18 protein-coding genes are annotated in these 16,675 nt (G+C 43.9%); 12 read left to right on the forward strand and 6 right to left on the reverse strand.

What is annotated here, in order from left to right; genetic code table 11:
- Positions 1–106: 106 nt before the first annotated feature.
- Positions 107–1,309: an HhoA/HhoB/HtrA family serine endopeptidase gene (locus NJ959_RS12935; RefSeq protein ID WP_254012166.1), complete on the reverse strand. Its 1,203-nt coding sequence runs from the start codon at positions 1,307–1,309 to the stop codon at positions 107–109.
- 157 nt (positions 1,310–1,466) lie between these two features.
- On the opposite strand from NJ959_RS12935, the gene NJ959_RS12940 reads away from it, so the two are divergent.
- On the forward strand, positions 1,467–1,844 hold the full coding sequence (locus NJ959_RS12940; protein ID WP_373693655.1) for a metal-sensing transcriptional repressor: 378 nt from the start codon (positions 1,467–1,469) through the stop codon (positions 1,842–1,844).
- Positions 1,845–2,042: 198 nt separating this feature from the next.
- Positions 2,043–2,498 carry an ABA4-like family protein gene (locus NJ959_RS12945; RefSeq protein ID WP_254012167.1) on the forward strand — a complete coding sequence of 152 codons (456 nt, stop codon included), beginning with the start codon at positions 2,043–2,045 and terminating at the stop codon, positions 2,496–2,498.
- Positions 2,499–2,602: 104 nt separating this feature from the next.
- Here the strand turns inward: NJ959_RS12945 and NJ959_RS12950 are convergent, their stop codons facing one another.
- The 3 genes from NJ959_RS12950 to NJ959_RS12960 form a co-directional block, all read right to left on the reverse strand.
- A complete protein-coding gene (locus NJ959_RS12950; protein ID WP_254012168.1) occupies positions 2,603–2,890 on the reverse strand; it encodes a hypothetical protein in 288 nt (95 codons plus the stop codon).
- Positions 2,891–2,937: 47 nt separating this feature from the next.
- Positions 2,938–3,300 carry a hypothetical protein gene (locus NJ959_RS12955; RefSeq protein WP_254012169.1) on the reverse strand — a complete coding sequence of 121 codons (363 nt, stop codon included), beginning with the start codon at positions 3,298–3,300 and terminating at the stop codon, positions 2,938–2,940.
- Between the two features lie 210 nt (positions 3,301–3,510).
- On the reverse strand, positions 3,511–4,422 hold the full coding sequence (locus NJ959_RS12960) for a DMT family transporter (protein WP_254012170.1): 912 nt from the start codon (positions 4,420–4,422) through the stop codon (positions 3,511–3,513).
- A 182-nt stretch (positions 4,423–4,604) separates the two neighbouring features.
- Here NJ959_RS12960 and NJ959_RS12965 point away from each other — a divergent pair, with 182 nt between their 5' ends.
- Positions 4,605–5,213 (forward strand): class I SAM-dependent methyltransferase, encoded by a 609-nt coding sequence (locus tag NJ959_RS12965; RefSeq protein ID WP_254012171.1) that lies wholly within the window; start codon positions 4,605–4,607, stop codon positions 5,211–5,213.
- Positions 5,214–5,422: 209 nt separating this feature from the next.
- Here the strand turns inward: NJ959_RS12965 and larE are convergent, their stop codons facing one another.
- A complete protein-coding gene (gene larE / locus NJ959_RS12970; protein ID WP_254012172.1) occupies positions 5,423–6,241 on the reverse strand; it encodes an ATP-dependent sacrificial sulfur transferase LarE in 819 nt (272 codons plus the stop codon).
- 41 nt (positions 6,242–6,282) lie between these two features.
- On the opposite strand from larE, the gene NJ959_RS12975 reads away from it, so the two are divergent.
- From NJ959_RS12975 to NJ959_RS12985, 3 genes are all read left to right on the forward strand, one after another.
- Positions 6,283–6,420 (forward strand): hypothetical protein, encoded by a 138-nt coding sequence (locus NJ959_RS12975; RefSeq protein ID WP_254012173.1) that lies wholly within the window; start codon positions 6,283–6,285, stop codon positions 6,418–6,420.
- 261 nt (positions 6,421–6,681) lie between these two features.
- Positions 6,682–7,128, forward strand: coding sequence for a GxxExxY protein (locus NJ959_RS12980; protein ID WP_254012174.1), 447 nt, complete (start codon positions 6,682–6,684; stop codon positions 7,126–7,128).
- Positions 7,107–7,313: a hypothetical protein gene (locus NJ959_RS12985; protein ID WP_254012175.1), complete on the forward strand. Its 207-nt coding sequence runs from the start codon at positions 7,107–7,109 to the stop codon at positions 7,311–7,313. Before NJ959_RS12980 ends, NJ959_RS12985 begins: the two co-directional genes overlap by 22 nt.
- A 3-nt stretch (positions 7,314–7,316) precedes the next feature.
- Here NJ959_RS12985 and crtE read toward each other — a convergent pair whose 3' ends face one another.
- On the reverse strand, positions 7,317–8,246 hold the full coding sequence (crtE, locus tag NJ959_RS12990; RefSeq protein ID WP_254012176.1) for a geranylgeranyl diphosphate synthase CrtE: 930 nt from the start codon (positions 8,244–8,246) through the stop codon (positions 7,317–7,319).
- A 318-nt stretch (positions 8,247–8,564) separates the two neighbouring features.
- On the opposite strand from crtE, the gene NJ959_RS12995 reads away from it, so the two are divergent.
- The 6 genes from NJ959_RS12995 to NJ959_RS13020 all read left to right on the forward strand — a co-directional run bounded on the left by NJ959_RS12995 (position 8,565) and on the right by NJ959_RS13020 (position 16,642).
- Positions 8,565–11,072 carry a terpene synthase family protein gene (locus NJ959_RS12995; protein WP_254012177.1) on the forward strand — a complete coding sequence of 836 codons (2,508 nt, stop codon included), beginning with the start codon at positions 8,565–8,567 and terminating at the stop codon, positions 11,070–11,072.
- Positions 11,073–11,176: 104 nt separating this feature from the next.
- Positions 11,177–12,586 carry a family 2B encapsulin nanocompartment shell protein gene (locus tag NJ959_RS13000; protein ID WP_254012178.1) on the forward strand — a complete coding sequence of 470 codons (1,410 nt, stop codon included), beginning with the start codon at positions 11,177–11,179 and terminating at the stop codon, positions 12,584–12,586.
- A 423-nt stretch (positions 12,587–13,009) separates the two neighbouring features.
- The gene (locus tag NJ959_RS13005; RefSeq protein WP_254012179.1) at positions 13,010–14,416 is read left to right on the forward strand and encodes a family 2B encapsulin nanocompartment shell protein; all 1,407 of its coding nucleotides are present in this window, start codon (positions 13,010–13,012) and stop codon (positions 14,414–14,416) included.
- Positions 14,417–14,608: 192 nt separating this feature from the next.
- Entirely contained in the window at positions 14,609–14,746 is a 138-nt protein-coding gene (locus tag NJ959_RS13010) for a hypothetical protein (RefSeq protein ID WP_254012180.1), read from the forward strand.
- A gap of 154 nt (positions 14,747–14,900) precedes the next feature.
- Entirely contained in the window at positions 14,901–15,773 is an 873-nt protein-coding gene (folD, locus tag NJ959_RS13015) for a bifunctional methylenetetrahydrofolate dehydrogenase/methenyltetrahydrofolate cyclohydrolase FolD (protein WP_254012181.1), read from the forward strand.
- Between the two features lie 413 nt (positions 15,774–16,186).
- Positions 16,187–16,642, forward strand: coding sequence for a divergent PAP2 family protein (locus tag NJ959_RS13020; RefSeq protein WP_254012182.1), 456 nt, complete (start codon positions 16,187–16,189; stop codon positions 16,640–16,642).
- The last annotated feature ends 33 nt before the right edge of the window (positions 16,643–16,675 follow it).

The following is a 16,675-nucleotide window of genomic DNA, read 5'->3' on the forward strand; positions in this document are numbered from 1 at the left end:
GCAGATTGCAGGTTTATGAAGTACGCCTCAGAAACCCGGTTTCTTTGAGAAACCGGGTTTCTTTGTACCTCACATAATTTAGAATAGTGCGATCTTCAAAGAGTAACTAAGTTGCATCTTGCAATTCCCCAGTGCGGACAGAAATTGTTTTGGTTTGATCTCCACGCTGCACCTGGAGCTGTAATACTCGATCTATACTACTATCCTCAACTATCCGCTGTAATTGATCGGCAGTGGTAACCGATTTACCATCTATTTGAGTAATCACATCTCTCTTTCGCAATCCTGCTGCTTGTGCTGGGGAGTTTGGTAATACTTGTAGTACTAAAACTCCATTCACTTCTGGCAGACTCAATGATGAGTTAGAATCCCTATTATTCTCTCGTGCTATTTCAGGGGTGAGGGTTGTCATGCGAATGCCAATATAGGCATGGGTGACTTTTTCTCCTCGGGCTAATTTGCTGGAAATCTCTTTGGCTTTGTTAATCGGAATGGCAAAGCCAATCCCCATCGCATCAACACGAATGGCAGTGTTAATGCCAATTACTTCTCCTCGTGCGTTTAACAAGGGACCACCAGAATTACCGGGATTAATCGCAGCATCGGTTTGAATAAAGTCGATGCGCTTGTCAGGAATACCTGCTGCTGTACTTGAACGTTGCAGGGTGCTGATAATACCCAGTGTTACTGTATTATCTAATCCTAATGGGTTACCAACTGCGATCGCCCAATCCCCAACTTCAATTTTACTAGAATCTCCTAACGGCGCTACTGGCAAATTTTGTCCATTAATTTTGACAACGGCTAAGTCGGTAACTTCATCTACTCCTAGAACTTTGCCATCAAACTGCCTTCCATCTTTGAGAATAACTGTTACTTTATCTGCCCTATCAACCACATGGGCATTGGTAAGAATAATCCCACTCTTATCAATAATAAACCCCGAGCCTTGACCTCGCAGTCGTCTTTCTTGGGGGATTTGGGCTAAATCTTCCGCTGTGAAAAATTCTTTAGCAAAGGAATCCTCCAATAATGGATTAATGCGGCGGGTTATGGTGCGTTCCGTATTAATCCGCACTACTGCTGGTCCTACTCGTTTGACAGCAGCGGTGACAAAACTACTAGGGGAGTCAGGGATTAGCTGTCTTTGTGCCAGTAAAGTTGGTGTTTCTCTGGAGGTTGTTGGTACTGGATTTGCCTGAGATGGGAGAATCTGATAAACGCCAATCGTTAGGAGTACACCTAGCAGGAGAGGGAGTAAATAAGTATTAATTTGGCGTAGTAATAAGGCAATTTTTTTTAATTCCATAGCATTTATTAAGAGTTGGGCTTCTAATATCTTAGACTTGAGAGCCTAGATGTTTAATTTTATAATTTGTATATTTGATCTTTCAATTACACCCAATATTCTCTATTTTAGACTAAGATCCACAAGAAGAGACTAAACAAAATTGGAGTAATAACCATTGGCGAATGAAACTTTTCCCTTATCTGGACAAGATGAATATGACTTGGGGGTAGATTTTAATATTAGCCACCATCATCATGGCGATGGACACTCTCCACACCCTCATGTTCACGATGCAGAATCTCTCCAGCGAATTGTTAATCGGTTGTCTCGAATTGAGGGACATGTGCGAGGGATTAAGACTATGGTACAGGAAAGTCGTCCTTGTCCTGATGTATTGGTACAAATTGCAGCAGTACGAGGCGCATTGAGTCGAGTTGCCCGGATTATTCTAGATGAACATTTGACAGAATGTATTTCTCGTGCTGCTAAAGAAGGAAATATTGAGGTAGAAATTGAAGAATTGAAGGCTGCTTTAGATCGATTTTTGCCATAGGGATGATAGTTGTTCGAGTTCTCATGTTTGAATTTACTTAGACTACCATTCTATCATATATATTGAAGATCGTTCATACTTAGGACTTATGGAGTCAAGCTACTGATACTGTTGATGGTGCGTTACGCTCCGCTAACACACCCTACAGATAGAAGCTGTGCGTAAGTCCTAATACTTTAACCACAAACACTCAATTCTATGACAATTAGTCAACTATTCGATAACGCCAATATTTTCGTTTTACCTTTTTGGGCGATGATGATTCTTGTCCCAAATTGGGGGGTTACGCGGCGGGTAATGGAATCCTATTTGCCTTTTGTGGCATTGGCTTTTTTGTATATCTATTTGTTTGTAAATAGTATTACACCGGAATCTGTTGCGGCATTGTCTAATCCTCAGTTAGCTGATATTGCCCAATTCTTTGCGGATGAAAATGTAGCAGCGACGGGATGGGTTCACTTTTTGGCAATGGATTTATTTGTCGGACGTTGGATTTATTGGGAAGGACAACGGAGTGGTGTTTGGACTATTCATTCCTTGGCTTTCTGTTTATTTGCTGGACCATTGGGATTATTATCTCACATTTTGACTGCTTGGATTACCCAGAGATTTTCAGCTAAGACTGAGGTGGCATCGACAACGGTTTCTAGTTAATCCAGATTGCTAATGGCTAGTGGCTCATGGCTCATGGCTAATAGCTAATAATTTTATCAGAGAAACCCGGTTTCGCCGAAGTTACCGGGTTTCTCTGATGTAGTTTATCTGCCAGCAATCTCCTGTAAGTCTGCTACCAAATAATTGTCACGTATTTCCTTTGGCTGTTGAGCTATAGTTAAAATTAATTCCGCCATTTGCTTGCGATTAAGTCTAGTTAAGAAGTCAATTAATAATAAGTGATGAGCTGTTGCCATTGGGTTTTCATAGTGAGCGGATAGTGTGGCGAATAAGTTGGGCTTGGCAATCAGGTGAAGAAGGAAGTTAAAAGCATTGTTAGGCATAGTTTTGCCAGCAATATATGCAAATGCAATTGCCGCAGAAAGTTTCACAATATCCCTTTCATTAGAATTCAGTACCTCTTGAAAAAATCTAGTCTCTAAAGGCGTACTATTGCTGAGAATAGCCAGACATATGTATTACTGATATCCTGATACATGGGCAAGTCTTTCCGTGCGTAAGAGGGGGAACTTCCTGTAGCAAGGTGTGCCAAATCAATTAATATGTTGTACAGTAGACCTGTGTCTGATTCTTTTTGCAAGCGTTGCAGCAAGAATGGTACAACAATAGAGGCTGACCAAGATAAATCTCCCTGATGCCAAGTCATATTCCATAAATCTAACAACGCATCGCTACGGACGTTTTTGTCATCTGAGGCTAGGTTATGAATAGCATGGATCGTATCCTCTCCTATTAATTCAGGATCTAATTCATCTAATTTTATGTTATTTGTATTTTCCACGATGGCGTATTTCCTTGTTTAGTTAATATATTATTTGTCAATCAATTTTGATCCCCCTAAATCCTCCTTGATAACAGGGACTTAATTTCTAGATATGTTATCTAATTTAGGACTTATGCAGTTATGCTATCTGTAGGGTGCGTTATGTAACGCACCCTACTATATATGGAGTTTAGTGACAGATTTGGCGTAAGTCCTGTAATTGATATTTTATGTTCTACTGCCAACAATCGCAATCGCAATCCCACTCAATAAAACTATCGCACCTACTATAACATGGACTCCCGGGACTTCATGAAAAATAAAATAACCCAAAAAACTCGCTCCTACTGGCTCGCATAAAGTAGCAAGAGTGACTAAAGTAGGAGACAAGTAGCGCATCGCCCAATTAAAACTGGTATGTCCTACCATTTGTGGTAAAATAGCTGTCAAGAGGACGTAAAAGTAAACTGAATTTGGATAACTAAAGTAGTTGACACCGAAAACTAAAGGTAAAGGTAAAAGTACCAATGCCCCCGTGCTGTAGGCAACTGCCACATAACTCCCAATTCCTAGTCCCCGGCGCTGTGCTTCTTTACCGAAAAGGAGGTATAAACTATTCATAAAAGCGCCTACTAGTGCTAGAAAATTACCTAATAGGGGGTTCTTTACTACATTGACTGTTTCTTGATTCCCCATAGAAATTAACAAACCGCCCATAAAAGCGATGCTAATGCCTAATACTGTTATTTTAGTTAGTTTTTCTTTATACCAAAACCAAGAAAGTAAGGCTACCCAGATAGGATTAGTTGCCACTAAAGTAGTAGATGCTGTAATTGAAGTGAAGGAAAGGGAGGTAATCCAGGTGGCAAAATGTAAAGCCAGACAAATTCCTGCTGCGACTCCATAGCGTAAAGCGCCCGGAGTTAGTGGAATTGAATGGAAATTTCGCCAAGCTGGTATTAGTAATAGGGAGGCAATAGTCAGACGAGAAGCTGAGAGGAATAGGCTAAATCCTATCCCACTGACTTTGGCTGAGGTAATCGCTAAACGAATAAAAATTGCCGATGTTGAAATAGCAATGATTCCAGCGAATAATATCAATCCAACTTGCCACATTAACGGTTGTTTGGTGATTTTCATCCTGACTAGTGTTATAGTTTAGTTGAGATGTTCTCCGAATTTACAACAAATCGGCTACTCCACAATAACTCAGGACTTACGGAGCCAGGCTACTCATATCGTAGTGTGGATGGTGCGTTAGGCTTTGCCGTAATGCACCCTACAGATTGACTACTATAACTATTCCCCATTTCTCATTCTCTATGACAAGTAACATCTTTAACCAAAAACAAAATTTCTTTGACCGCTGGGCACCGAACTACGATATAATATTTACCACAATAATCTATCAATCTCTCCACAAAAGGTTGCTAGATTATGTTGAATTACCTGAAAATCCATATATCCTGGATTTAGGTTGCGGTACAGGGCGTTTATTGCATCGCTTTGCTAATGAATTTCCTACTCTTAAGGGAATTGGTTTAGATTTATCTGCGGAAATGCTCCGTCAAGCTAGATTACGGAATCAGCATCGGGAACGAGTTATTTATAAACAGGGTAATGCTGAGTCTATGCCTTTTGCTGAGGGGCAATTTGATGGAGTTTTTAATACTATTAGTTTCCTCCATTACCCTAATCCTCAAGAGGTTTTTATGGAGGTTAGTCGGGTTTTGCGGGTTGGGGGGCGGTTTCATTTAGTTGATTATAAAGGTAGGGATGAAAATGAGATTAATTTTATTCCTTTTTCTCCTAATGGAATTAGATTTTATAGCCCTGCTCGACGAGAGGAATTTGGGAGAGTAGCGGGTTTAAGGTGTGTGGGACATTATTATTTATTGGGTTGGGTTATGCTCAGTGTTTTTGTGAAATAAACTGCTGAATTATAACAATTATTAGTAGGTAGATTGAGCTAATTAAATGGAAAACTATTAGATAAGATTGTTTATAAAGTACACCCTATAAACCCGGTTTCTTTGAGAAACCGGGTTTATCTGCCTGACAACTGCTGTATTTTATCAGGCGCGTTAGGCTTCGCCGTAACGCACCCTACAGATGGAGTTTTTAGCGATTGAAGTATATTTCATGAGACGATATTAGCTGTCAAAACCCGATTTAATTTTCCACTCTGAAACCCTTCTAAATCTAAAGTAACATAGACAAAGCCGAAATCCTGAAATATAGATACCAAACTAGGTAAATCTGTTGTTAAAATAAACTCCTTAATTACCTCTGAAGGCAACTCAATCCGCGCCGTATCTCCTGTTGAGCGTACCCTCAGATTAGTTAAACCTAACTTGCGCAAATAAATTTCTGCACGCCCTACTCTTTGTAGCTTAGGAATAGTAATTTCTTCGCCATAAGGGAAACGAGAGCTTAAACAAGGCTGGGCGGGTTTATCCCACCAAGGCAATCCTAATTGTTTTGATAATTGGCGTACCTCCATTTTAGTTATACCAACTTCTGCTAAAGGCGATCGCGCCCCTCTTTCTTTTGCCGCCTGAATTCCGGGGCGATAGTCTCCTAAATCATCCGCATTCACTCCATCTACTACATAAGGATATCCCCGTTGTAGGGCGATGGGTTTGAGGGTGTCGTGGAGTTCGCTTTTGCAGAAATAACAACGATTAACGGGATTTGAGGTGTAATTAGGATTATCAATTTCATGGGTTTGAACTATTTCGTGGGAAATCCCGATTGCTGCGGCTTGGATGCGGGCATCTTCTAAATCTTCTGGTAATAGAGATGGAGATTCAGCCGTGATAGCTAAAGCGCGATTGCCTAAAATATCAGATGCAATTTTAGCGACTAGAGTGCTATCGATTCCGCCGGAATAGGCAATTAATGCTTGTTCCATTTCCGTAAATATTGTTTGTATTTGTTCTAGTTTTTGTTCTAACATGATTTCCAGTTTGGTTAATTAGGTTTTTTACGGAAAGTCAGTTGCAAAGGAATAGTCGTTATTTCCCGGAAATTGACTTACAGGAGATGATTAATCAATGTCTCCAAGCCGCAAGAGATAGGGGTACTGGTGTGGCTATGCGGGAATTACGTGAGATCATGGGGCAACGGATGGGGTAACGGATGTAACGGATGGGGTAACGGATTTCCTCCATCTGAAAAAACCGTTATCAAATCCGTTGCCAAACTATTGATTTATCTGCTTTCTGACACGCTGAGGCTAATTATACTCAAAACTGTTATTTTGTCTGGACTCCAGGGAATTATGTAGATAGAGTAGAGTCTCACTAGATTTGCCAGTCAATTAAAAGTAGCAAACAGAGACTTATATTATTACATTCTTTCATCCGAAAAAACCATTATCAAATCCGTTACTACTCTATGATGAATACCTCCAGCCTCCCTCATCAAGATATCACATACCGCATTATTGGGGCAGCAATGAGGGTACATCGTCGCACCCAAAGAGGTTTGAGAGAAAAACATTATCAAAAAGCGCTGACAGCAGAAATGCTTAAGGATGGTTTAATTTGTCCAGAAGAATATCGTCTTGAAATTTATGATGGTGAAATCTGGTTGGGTAGGCTATACCTCGATCATTGGGTTAATGAATGTGTGGTTGTAGAAGATAAAGCAGTATCTCATCAAATGGGAGATGATGAAATTGCTCAGGTTATTGCCTATTTAGGTGCGACACAAGCTCAGGTGGGATTGTTATTAAATTTTGGGCGCTCTCGGTTAGAATATAAGCGTATCTTGCCGCCGAAGTCTTTACAAGGTTGGCAGACTCAAGTTGCTAAATACTTGTGGAAACCTGGGAATTGGTAGTAGCAGATTTGGCAACGGATTTGGCAACGGATTTGATAACGGATGTAACGGATGTAACGGATGTAACGGATGGGGTAGCTGATTTAGCAGTGGATCTAGTTTATAGTTTAACTGTGGCAGGAATACTTCACTCATCCGTTACATCCGTTACCCCATCCGTTGCCCATTTTTTCTGTCAATGCTAATTTCTAGTTACTGCGGCTGATAATATAATCGGCGATTGCCAATAGCGCTTGAGCTTTATTCCCAAACACTGCCAATTGCTCCTTAGCCTCAACAATCAGTTGTGAAGCTTGACGCTTTGACTCCTCGATTCCCCACAAACTTGGATAAGTTACCTTTCCAGCTTGAACATCTTTGCCAGCAGTTTTACCAAGTTCTTCAGCAGTAGCAGTAATATCCAGAATGTCATCAATAATCTGGAAAGCCAAGCCAATATTTTTAGCGAAACGGGAAAACCGCTGCAAATCCCCAGGAGAAGCCCCAGTCAGAATTGCCCCACAAACCACACAGGATTCTAACACTGCGCCAGTTTTGTGAGCGTGAATGTAATTCAAAGTTTCTAGAGAAACATCTTTTAATCCTTCTGATTCTAAGTCAACCACCTGACCTCCTACAAGTCCAGGAGCGCCCGATGCCCGCGCTAAATGGGCAATTACCTGCAACACCTGCTGAGGGGGTACATTCTCAGTTTTACTGGCGATAAATTCAAAAGCATAGCTCAACAAACCATCGCCAGCCAAAATAGCGATATCTTCGCCGTAGACTTTGTGGTTAGTCAGTTTGCCGCGCCGATAGTCATCATTGTCCATTGCTGGCAAATCATCGTGAATCAGCGACATGGTGTGGATCATTTCCACAGCGCAAGCCGTGGGCATTGCCATTTCGGCAGTACCACCAGCCAATTCGCAACTAGCCAAACAGAGGATGGGGCGCAGCCGCTTGCCACCTGCTAGGAGCGAGTAGCGCATGGCTTCGTAAATTTTTTCTGGGTAGATGACGGGTAGCGCACTATCTAGAGCTAGATTGATCGCCTTTTTATGTTTGACTAGGTAAGTAGATAAATCGAAAGTGGATTCTGGTTGGGACGAATCCGTTTCTGTTGCTGCAAATATCATCCCTTGCTCTCTTATACTTAATATGACTTAGGATACTTTGATTTATTCGGGTCGATCGAACCAACTTGGACAGTAGCGATCGCCACAAATCTAAATTTCATTTAATCATTGTCTGGGTGCGATCGCACAGAAACTTATATAATCGCTAAATCTGAATCAGATCAACTGCTTGTATAGGAGAATAGACCTTGCTGCTTTGGGTTCCTTCTGACCAACCCCTGCACTATTGCAGGCTTCGGTTGGGAGTGCCACTGCCTCGGCATCTACCCACAAAGCACAACAGAGCAAAAAAACTTAAGAGCAGGTTAAACGCAAATTATGCAACACTTTGCATTACCGGATTTTTATATGCCTTGGTCAGCCCGCGTGAACCCCAACCTAGAGGGTGCGCGTGTACACTGCAAGGAGTGGGCTTATATGGTGGGTATCCTTGGAGCGGGTGAGGATGCAGTCTGGGATGAGAAAACTTTTGATAGGATGGATTTTGCAGCCTTTGCTGCCGCCACTCATCCTGATGCACCTGCGCCTGAGTTGAACTTGATCACTGATTGGTATATTTGGGGGTGGTTTATCGATGACTATTTCGCTCAAACATTCGAGCGTGGAAGTTCAGATATGGAACAGGCCAATGCCTACCTCTCTCGACTGCTATCTTTTATGCCCACTGATCTAAACACACCCATACCAGAACCCCAGAACCCACCAGAGTTTTCTCTAGTCGATTTGTGGCCTCGTACCGCGCCTACTATGTCTGAACAGTGGCGACAAAGATATATTGAACACATCCTAGTGATGGCAGAAGCCAGCCGACAAGAACTTTTAAAAACAAGCAAGAACAAAGAGCGGATACTAGATCCAGTTGAATATATCATACTACGCCGTAAGTTAAGCGGGATGTCTTGGGCTGCGGATTTGGTGGAACACTCCTTGGCATCTGAGATCCCCCCAGAGATCTATGACACGAGGACTATCCGCGTACTAAACGACACCTACGCAGACAGAGGTGCTCTGTGGAACGACATTCTCTCATATCATCATGACATTGACGATGGCAAGGTCAACAATTGTGTAGTTGTCTTGCAGCACTTTCTGAATACTGATTTGCAGACAGCCGTGAACTTGGTCAATGACCTTGCCACCTCGCGACTGTACCAGTTTGAAAACACGCTGAGTGTGGAACTCTATCCAGCAATGGATGAATGCGGGCTCGATGGTGCGGCGCGCCAACAGGTTTTGCGCTATGTGAAAGCACTCCAAGACTGGATGGCAGGGGAGTTGGAGTGGGCTATTAGACCCGGTGGTCGATACCTACCAGTCGAATCGGAGCAAGATGAAGCACAAATTGTTACCAAGCGTTTAAATACTGCGATGGCACGTGCGGGCTTATCTCCCTCTGCCATGGGATTAAGGGTGAGAACCTATAATTATGTTCCTTTCCAGACTGTAGGGGCAATTACGTTCCCAGAATTTTATATGCCTTTTTCTACAGAGTTGAATCCTCATCTAGAGGAAGGGCTACGGATTTCTAAGGAATGGGCATACGAAATGGGAATGATCGGGATTCCTGGTATCAGTTTCTGGGATGAAGATAAGTTCGATGCTATCGATACAGCGTTGATGTGTGCGTTAATCTATCCGAAAGCTTCCCATGCTGTGTATGATCTGACGACAAAATGCAATGTTTGGGGTATCTATACCGATGGTTACTTTGATGGACGCTACTTAGCTACCCGCGACATAGTAGGGGGAAAACTGTTCCTTGCTCGTCTGTTGGCATTGATCTCTAGCGATTCTGTACCGATCGCGATGCCAACCAACCCATCGGAACGTGGCTTGGCCGATCTATGGCAGCGCATGGCTGCTTCTGTGTCTCCCGAAAGAAAGCAGCAGATGCGCTGCGACATGGCCAAAATGTTTAAAAGTTGGGTGTGGCAACTCGACAACCAGATACAGAATCGCATCCCAGACCCAATCGATTACATAGAGACACGCTTTAATACAGTTGGTTTTGATTTGTTGATGCTCCTGAACCAGAGCGACAAAACACCCCCTGAACTTTATGACACTCCATCTATGTGTAGCCTGTACAAAGCGGCTGGCGATGTTGTTGGTTTAACCAACGACATCGTTTCCTATCAGAAAGAAATGGAATCCGAAGGCATAGTCTCCAATGGCGTGTTGGTAACTCAGCATTTTCTTGACTGTGATGTAGCCCAGTCTGTTGAGATTGTCAACAACCTGATTACGGCAAGGGTGCGTGAGTTTGAACACATCGTTGCTACTGAACTACCAGACCTCTGTGATGACTTCAACCTAGACATAAGTACTCGCGAGAAGCTATTTGGATATGTCGAACAACTACAGTTCATGATGTGTGGTATGCTCAAATGGCACGTGGGAGCCAGATGCTATAAAGAATCTGAATTTGGACGCGACCCAAGTCCAAGAAACCTGTTCAATGCCCCTACAACTATAGACTCCCCAGCCCCCGCAGAAGTAGAAAAACTGTTGATTGGTGTCCTCAATGGGCTAGGGACTTCGGCGGCACGGATTGGCACGCCATCATCTAAGACTGATGAAGTCAGGATTCTGTCCATACCTACCGAGAAAGCTATTTCGTCAACACAGTTGGTTGGCATCATCAATGGGCTAGGGACTTCGGCGGCAAAGATTGGCACGCCATCATCTAAAACTGGTGAGGGGAGCATTCAGTCCATACTGATCGAGAAGGCTATTTCGTCAACACAGTTGGTTGGCATCATCAATGGGCTAGGGACTTCGGCGGCAAAGATTGGCACGCCATCATCTGAGACTGCTGAAGTTTGATCTTTCTGTGGGAGAATAAATTTTGCTGCTTTGAATTCCTGTGTGAGCAGTCTTGAAGTAAGATTAGTTTGGTTTTCAGTAACTAGAAATTGGAGGACTAACTTGTGACATATTCCAGCGATCGCAATCCAGAGGTAGAAGGTCAACAGCCCCAGCTAAGTTTGGGTACTGCTGCTGCCAAAAATTTGGCGACGACGACCAAATCTGCACCCCAAATGCAGGAAATTACATCCCGGTGGCTATTAAAACTGTTGCCCTGGGTGCAAACCAAAGGTGGTGTATATCGCGTTAACCGTCGGTTAACCTATACCGTGGGTGATGGACGAGTCACTTTCACTAACACTGGCGCAGCCGTGCAGGTGATTCCTCAAGAACTGACTGAATTGCCCTTACTGCGAGGCTTCGACAACGTTGATGTCTTGACCGCTTTGGCTAACCAGTTTGTTCAGCAAGAATATGCCGCTGGAGACACAATTGTCCAATTTGGTCAGTCAGCAGATCGGATCATCCTGGTAGCTCATGGTAAGGTTAACAAGATTGCTCCTGGCAAGTATGGCGAGGAAATCGTGCTAGATGTGCTATCCAATGGTGACCATTGCGGTGATGAAACCGTGGTGGAGTCTGATGACACTTGGCAATACACCCTGAAGGCGATGACCAGAACCATCGTCTTGTCGCTGCCCCAACAAACTTTTGAACAGTTGATGGGTCAATCTGAAGCGTTGAGAACTCAGGTTGACAAATTCCGCGCTCTCCTCAGTCAGCCACAGACTGACAACGGTGAAGCTGCCATTGAAGTGACAACAGGTCATGCTGGAGAAACTCCATTAGCCGGAACCTTCGTTGATTACGAAATGTCCCCACGGGAATACGAATTGAGCATCGCTCAAACTGTGTTGCGCGTAAGTACCCGGATTGCGGATTTGTACAACGAACCCTATAACCAGACAGAGCAACAATTGCGTCTGACTGTCGAAGCATTACGGGAACGTCAAGAACACGAAATGATCAACAACCCCGAATTTGGGTTGTTGCACAATGCTGACCTCAAACAGCGCATTCAAGCCAGTGGTGGCGCACCCACCCCGGATGATATGGACGAATTACTGGCAACAGTATGGAAGGAACCTGGATTCTTCCTGGCTCACCCCCGGACAATCGCAGCTTTCGGTCGGGAATGCAACCGTGTGGGTGTCTATCCCACCAGCATTGATATGAACGGCGCTCAGGTAACAGCTTGGCGCGGCGTACCCATTTTCCCCTGCAATAAGATTCCCGTCGGCAAGAACCGCACTAGCTCGATCATGTTGATGCGTACTGGTTTGGAAAAACAAGGCGTAATCGGCTTACATCAAACTGGTATCCCTGACGAATACCAACCTAGCTTGTCCGTCCGCTTCATGGGTATCAGCGAACAAGCGATTATCTCCTACTTGATCACTGCCTACTACTCCGCAGCCGTCCTAGTTCCTGACGCACTTGGCATCCTCGAAGATGTGGAAATCGGGCGTTAATTGGTTCTGAGAGGTTAATGTGTAGCAAAAGCTTTATAACTCAGATCTTGCACCAGTTTCAATAACGGTAGGGTGGGCACTCCCCACTAACTTCATCATCAGCTTTTCAACTTCTCCAGGGGAATGCCCACCCTACAAAAAACTAGTAATTCTTGACCAAAGCGCGATCGCCTTAACCTCTCACCGATTAGACATCTCCTTTCAAAGAATCTCAAGACGTTGCTGTCCTTTCAAAGAACCTGGAGACGTTGCACAGCAACGTCTTGACAAGAGTTTCGGACAACGCCTAATTATTCTATTAGACATCTCCAAAAACCATTGTAGGGCAGGCATCCTGCCTGCCTTTTACCTTATTTTTCGGAGATGTCTAATGGAGATGTCTATGGGAGCGGGTATTTTTGTCAGTAACTAGAGGATGAGGCAATGACATATTCTAATGATTCGGGTTTGGCTCCTGAGAGCGGACAACCCCAACTGAGTTTGAGTACCCCTGCCGCCAGGAATTTGGCAACGACAACCAAATCTGCGCCGCAGATGCAGGAAATTACCTCGCGGTGGTTGTTGAAGATGTTGCCCTGGGTACAGACACAAGGTGGCACTTATCGGGTAAATCGTCGGTTGACCTATACTGTGGCTGATGGGCGGTTGACGTTTACCAATACTGGAGCGGCAGTCCAGGTGATTCCCCAGGAACTTTGTCAGTTGCCATTGCTGCGAGGGTTTGATGACACCGGGGTGTTGAATGCCTTGGCAAGTAGGTTTGTGCAACAAGAGTTTGCACCTGGGGATATTATAGTCCAGTCAGGTCAAGCAGCGGATAGGCTGTTCTCAATTGCTCATGGCAAGGCGAACAAGTTGGTGGCTGGCAAGTATGAAGAGCCGCAGTTGTTGGATATACTGGCAGACGGCGACCATTTTGGCGATCAGGTGTTGGTGGAGTCAGAAAGCACTTGGAAGTTCACAGTGAAGGCTGTGACTCGGTGCATAGTATTGTCACTACCACAACAGGCATTTCCGGAATTGCTCAATCAGTCGGAGGCATTGCAGGCTCAGGTTGAACAGTTTAGGACTCGCGCCGCCCAACCACAAAACAAATATGGCGAAGCTTTAATTGCGCTATCCTCCAGTCATAGCCCAGAGACGGCGTTGCCGGGAACCTTTGTTGATTACGAACTCTCCCCCAGGGAATATCCGTTAAGCATTGCTCAGACTGTATTGCGAGTGAATACTCGTGTGGCGGATTTGTACAATGAACCAATGAATCAGACGGAACAACAGTTGCGTCTGACTATTGAGGCATTACGGGAACGTCAAGAACACGAACTAATCAACAACCGCGAATTCGGGTTGCTGCATAATGCTGACCTCAAACAGCGCATTCATACTCGCAGCGGTCCGGCTACCCCCGATGATATGGATGAACTCATCACCCGGCGGCGGAAACCGAGGTTATTCCTAGCCCATCCTCGCACTATTGCCGCCTTTGGTAGGGAGTGCAATCGCAGGGGCATCTATCCAGATACTATCGATATGGATGGGAGCAAGATTATTACTTGGCGCAATGTACCAATTCTTCCCTGTAATAAGATCCCGATTACCAAAAACCAAACCAGTTCTATCTTAGTGTTGCGGACTGGGTTAGAAGATCAGGGCGTGATTGGTTTGCACCAAACTGGGATTCCTGACGAATACCAACCGAGTTTGTCTGTTAGATTGATGGATACCAGTGAAAAGGCGATTATTTCCTACCTCATCACTGCCTACTACTCAGCGGCTGTCCTAGTTCCTGATGCCCTCGGTATCCTGGAAGATGTTGAAATCGGGCGCTAGGAGGGTAAAGCTAAGGAGTCGGATCAGTTATCTTAACCCAAGTTGCTAGTTATAATCCAATGAGTTGCTTAAATGGTTAATTGCTAATCGCTAATTGCTAATTGTAAATTGTGAATTTTTTTGGTTCTACTATTAGCGATTAGCCATTAGCGATTAGAAGTCCAAAAAAGCACTTCTACAAAAATAACAGTCATGACAAACGAGAAAGCGCAGCAAATCATCGCCCAAGCAAAAGAAGAAAAGTGGGAAGAATTAGATATCGCGGGGATGGATTTGGAAGTGTTACCGCCGGAGATTGGAGAAACTGGAAAAGTTAGAACTAAGAATTGATTTATCAACGAAAGATTAACTAGAATGTGGGTTTGATTACATCCGCTACATCCGTTACTACATCCGTTGCCCATATTTCCCCTCAATCTCAAAGTTTGTTATCCTGTCAATTACACTAACCTCAATAACCTCTTTCCCTTTTCCCCCTTCCCCAATGAATTCTGCTAAATTACTCGACGGCAAAACCCTCGCCCAAAAGATTCAAACTCAACTCAAAGCACAAGTCGAACAACTCACCTCAGCAAACCAACGCCCACCAGGATTAGCCGTAATCATGGTGGGTGATAATCCCGCCAGTGCAGCTTATGTCCGCAACAAAGAGCGTGCCTGTGCTAATGTGGGGATTGCTTCCTTTGGTCGTCATTTTCCCGCTCATACTTCTCAGGTTGAATTAGAGGAAACGATTCACGCCCTGAATGAAGATGAGAGAGTAGATGGAATTCTCCTCCAACTCCCCCTACCCAACCATTTAAACTCTGTTACTCTACTCCACCAAATTCATCCGGATAAAGATGTTGATGGATTGCATCCTGTGAATCTGGGGCGTTTAATGCGGGGAGAAGCGGGATTGCGCAGTTGTACGCCTGCGGGAGTGATGCGCCTGTTGCAGGAGTACCAAATTGATGTGACAGGGAAACAGGCAGTGGTGATAGGGCGCAGTATTTTAGTGGGGAAACCCATGGCAATGATGTTGCTAGAAGCAGATGCTACAGTAACCATAGCCCATTCGCGATCGCAAAATCTCCCCGATATTACTCGTAATGCTGATATCCTAATACCTGCTGTCGGACACCCTAACTTGATTACTCCTGATATGGTGAAGCCAAAAGCCGTAGTCATTGATGTGGCAATCAATCGTATCACCGATGCTGAGGGTAATTCGCGTCTAGTAGGAGACGTGGAATTTGATACAGTAAGAGACATTGCCGAATATATTACCCCCGTTCCCGGCGGTGTCGGACCGATGACTGTGGCGATATTGTTAGAGAATACTGTTTTGAGCTATACAAGAACCCACTCAAAATGACCCCAAGCCTCGTAAAATTGTTAGGTCACCTGACATGAGGATCGATGACTTGAGGTGTCTAAAGCCAAAGCACAACAACGAGTAGAAGACGCGAAAGCTCAACTCAAACCCTTTGGTCAAAAGGCTCAACCCCTAATTGCGATCGCAGATTATATCACAAATCGTAATCATTAGTTATTTGTTGTTAGTTGTTAGTTATTTGTTGTTGGTTATTTGTTGTTGGTTATTTGTTTATTTGGACAAGAAAAAGGAATAAGCTAAAGGTTAACGCAATAAGCGAATTAGGAAAATAAATAATTAAAAATTAGCCAACAACCAACAGCCAACAACCAACAACTAACAACCAACAATCAACAACTAACAACCAACAACCAACAACCAATAACCAACAACCAATAACCAATTAAAACAGTATGCAGGAATTTGGCAATATATTAAACAATCAGGTACTGCTGGTTGCACTCGTTGCTTGTTTGGTGGCTCAATTACTCAAGCTGGTAGTTGAATTAACCAAAGAACGAAAATTTAACTTCCGCACTCTTGTTACAACAGGGGGAATGCCTAGTGCCCATTCTGCACTCGTTTCATCACTCGCTGCTGGGGTAGGGCAAACTGTAGGATGGGATTCTCCCGAGTTTGCCCTGGCTACGATTTTTGCTATTATTGTCATGTATGATGCGGCTGGTGTCCGTCAGGCGGCGGGGAAGCAAGCTCGTATTTTAAACCAAATTATTGATGAGTTTTTTCAAGGAGATCAAAAGTTTAACGAAGCTCGCCTCAAGGAATTACTTGGACATACACCTTTTCAGGTTATTGTTGGGTCTATTCTGGGAGTAGCAATTTCTTGTTTAGGCGAACCATATTATTAATTGGAGAGTGGGGAGTAGGGAGTAGGGAGTAAG

This window comes from Limnofasciculus baicalensis BBK-W-15 (assembly GCF_024178385.1).
Taxonomy (GTDB): domain Bacteria; phylum Cyanobacteriota; class Cyanobacteriia; order Cyanobacteriales; family Coleofasciculaceae; genus Limnofasciculus; species Limnofasciculus baicalensis.

Excerpts from the sequence above, each read along its gene's own strand:
- NJ959_RS12935 (WP_254012166.1), bottom strand. The coding sequence starts at position 1,309 with ATGGAATTAAAAAAAATTGCCTTATTACTACGCCAAATTAATACTTAT.
- NJ959_RS12945 (WP_254012167.1), top strand. The coding sequence starts at position 2,043 with ATGACAATTAGTCAACTATTCGATAACGCCAATATTTTCGTTTTACCT.
- NJ959_RS12960 (WP_254012170.1), bottom strand. The coding sequence starts at position 4,422 with ATGAAAATCACCAAACAACCGTTAATGTGGCAAGTTGGATTGATATTA.
- NJ959_RS12965 (WP_254012171.1), top strand. The coding sequence starts at position 4,605 with ATGACAAGTAACATCTTTAACCAAAAACAAAATTTCTTTGACCGCTGG.
- larE (WP_254012172.1), bottom strand. The coding sequence starts at position 6,241 with ATGTTAGAACAAAAACTAGAACAAATACAAACAATATTTACGGAAATG.
- NJ959_RS12980 (WP_254012174.1), top strand. The coding sequence starts at position 6,682 with ATGATGAATACCTCCAGCCTCCCTCATCAAGATATCACATACCGCATT.
- crtE (WP_254012176.1), bottom strand. The coding sequence starts at position 8,246 with ATGATATTTGCAGCAACAGAAACGGATTCGTCCCAACCAGAATCCACT.
- NJ959_RS12995 (WP_254012177.1), top strand. The coding sequence starts at position 8,565 with ATGCAACACTTTGCATTACCGGATTTTTATATGCCTTGGTCAGCCCGC.
- NJ959_RS13005 (WP_254012179.1), top strand. The coding sequence starts at position 13,010 with ATGACATATTCTAATGATTCGGGTTTGGCTCCTGAGAGCGGACAACCC.
- NJ959_RS13010 (WP_254012180.1), top strand. The coding sequence starts at position 14,609 with ATGACAAACGAGAAAGCGCAGCAAATCATCGCCCAAGCAAAAGAAGAA.
- folD (WP_254012181.1), top strand. The coding sequence starts at position 14,901 with ATGAATTCTGCTAAATTACTCGACGGCAAAACCCTCGCCCAAAAGATT.
- NJ959_RS13020 (WP_254012182.1), top strand. The coding sequence starts at position 16,187 with ATGCAGGAATTTGGCAATATATTAAACAATCAGGTACTGCTGGTTGCA.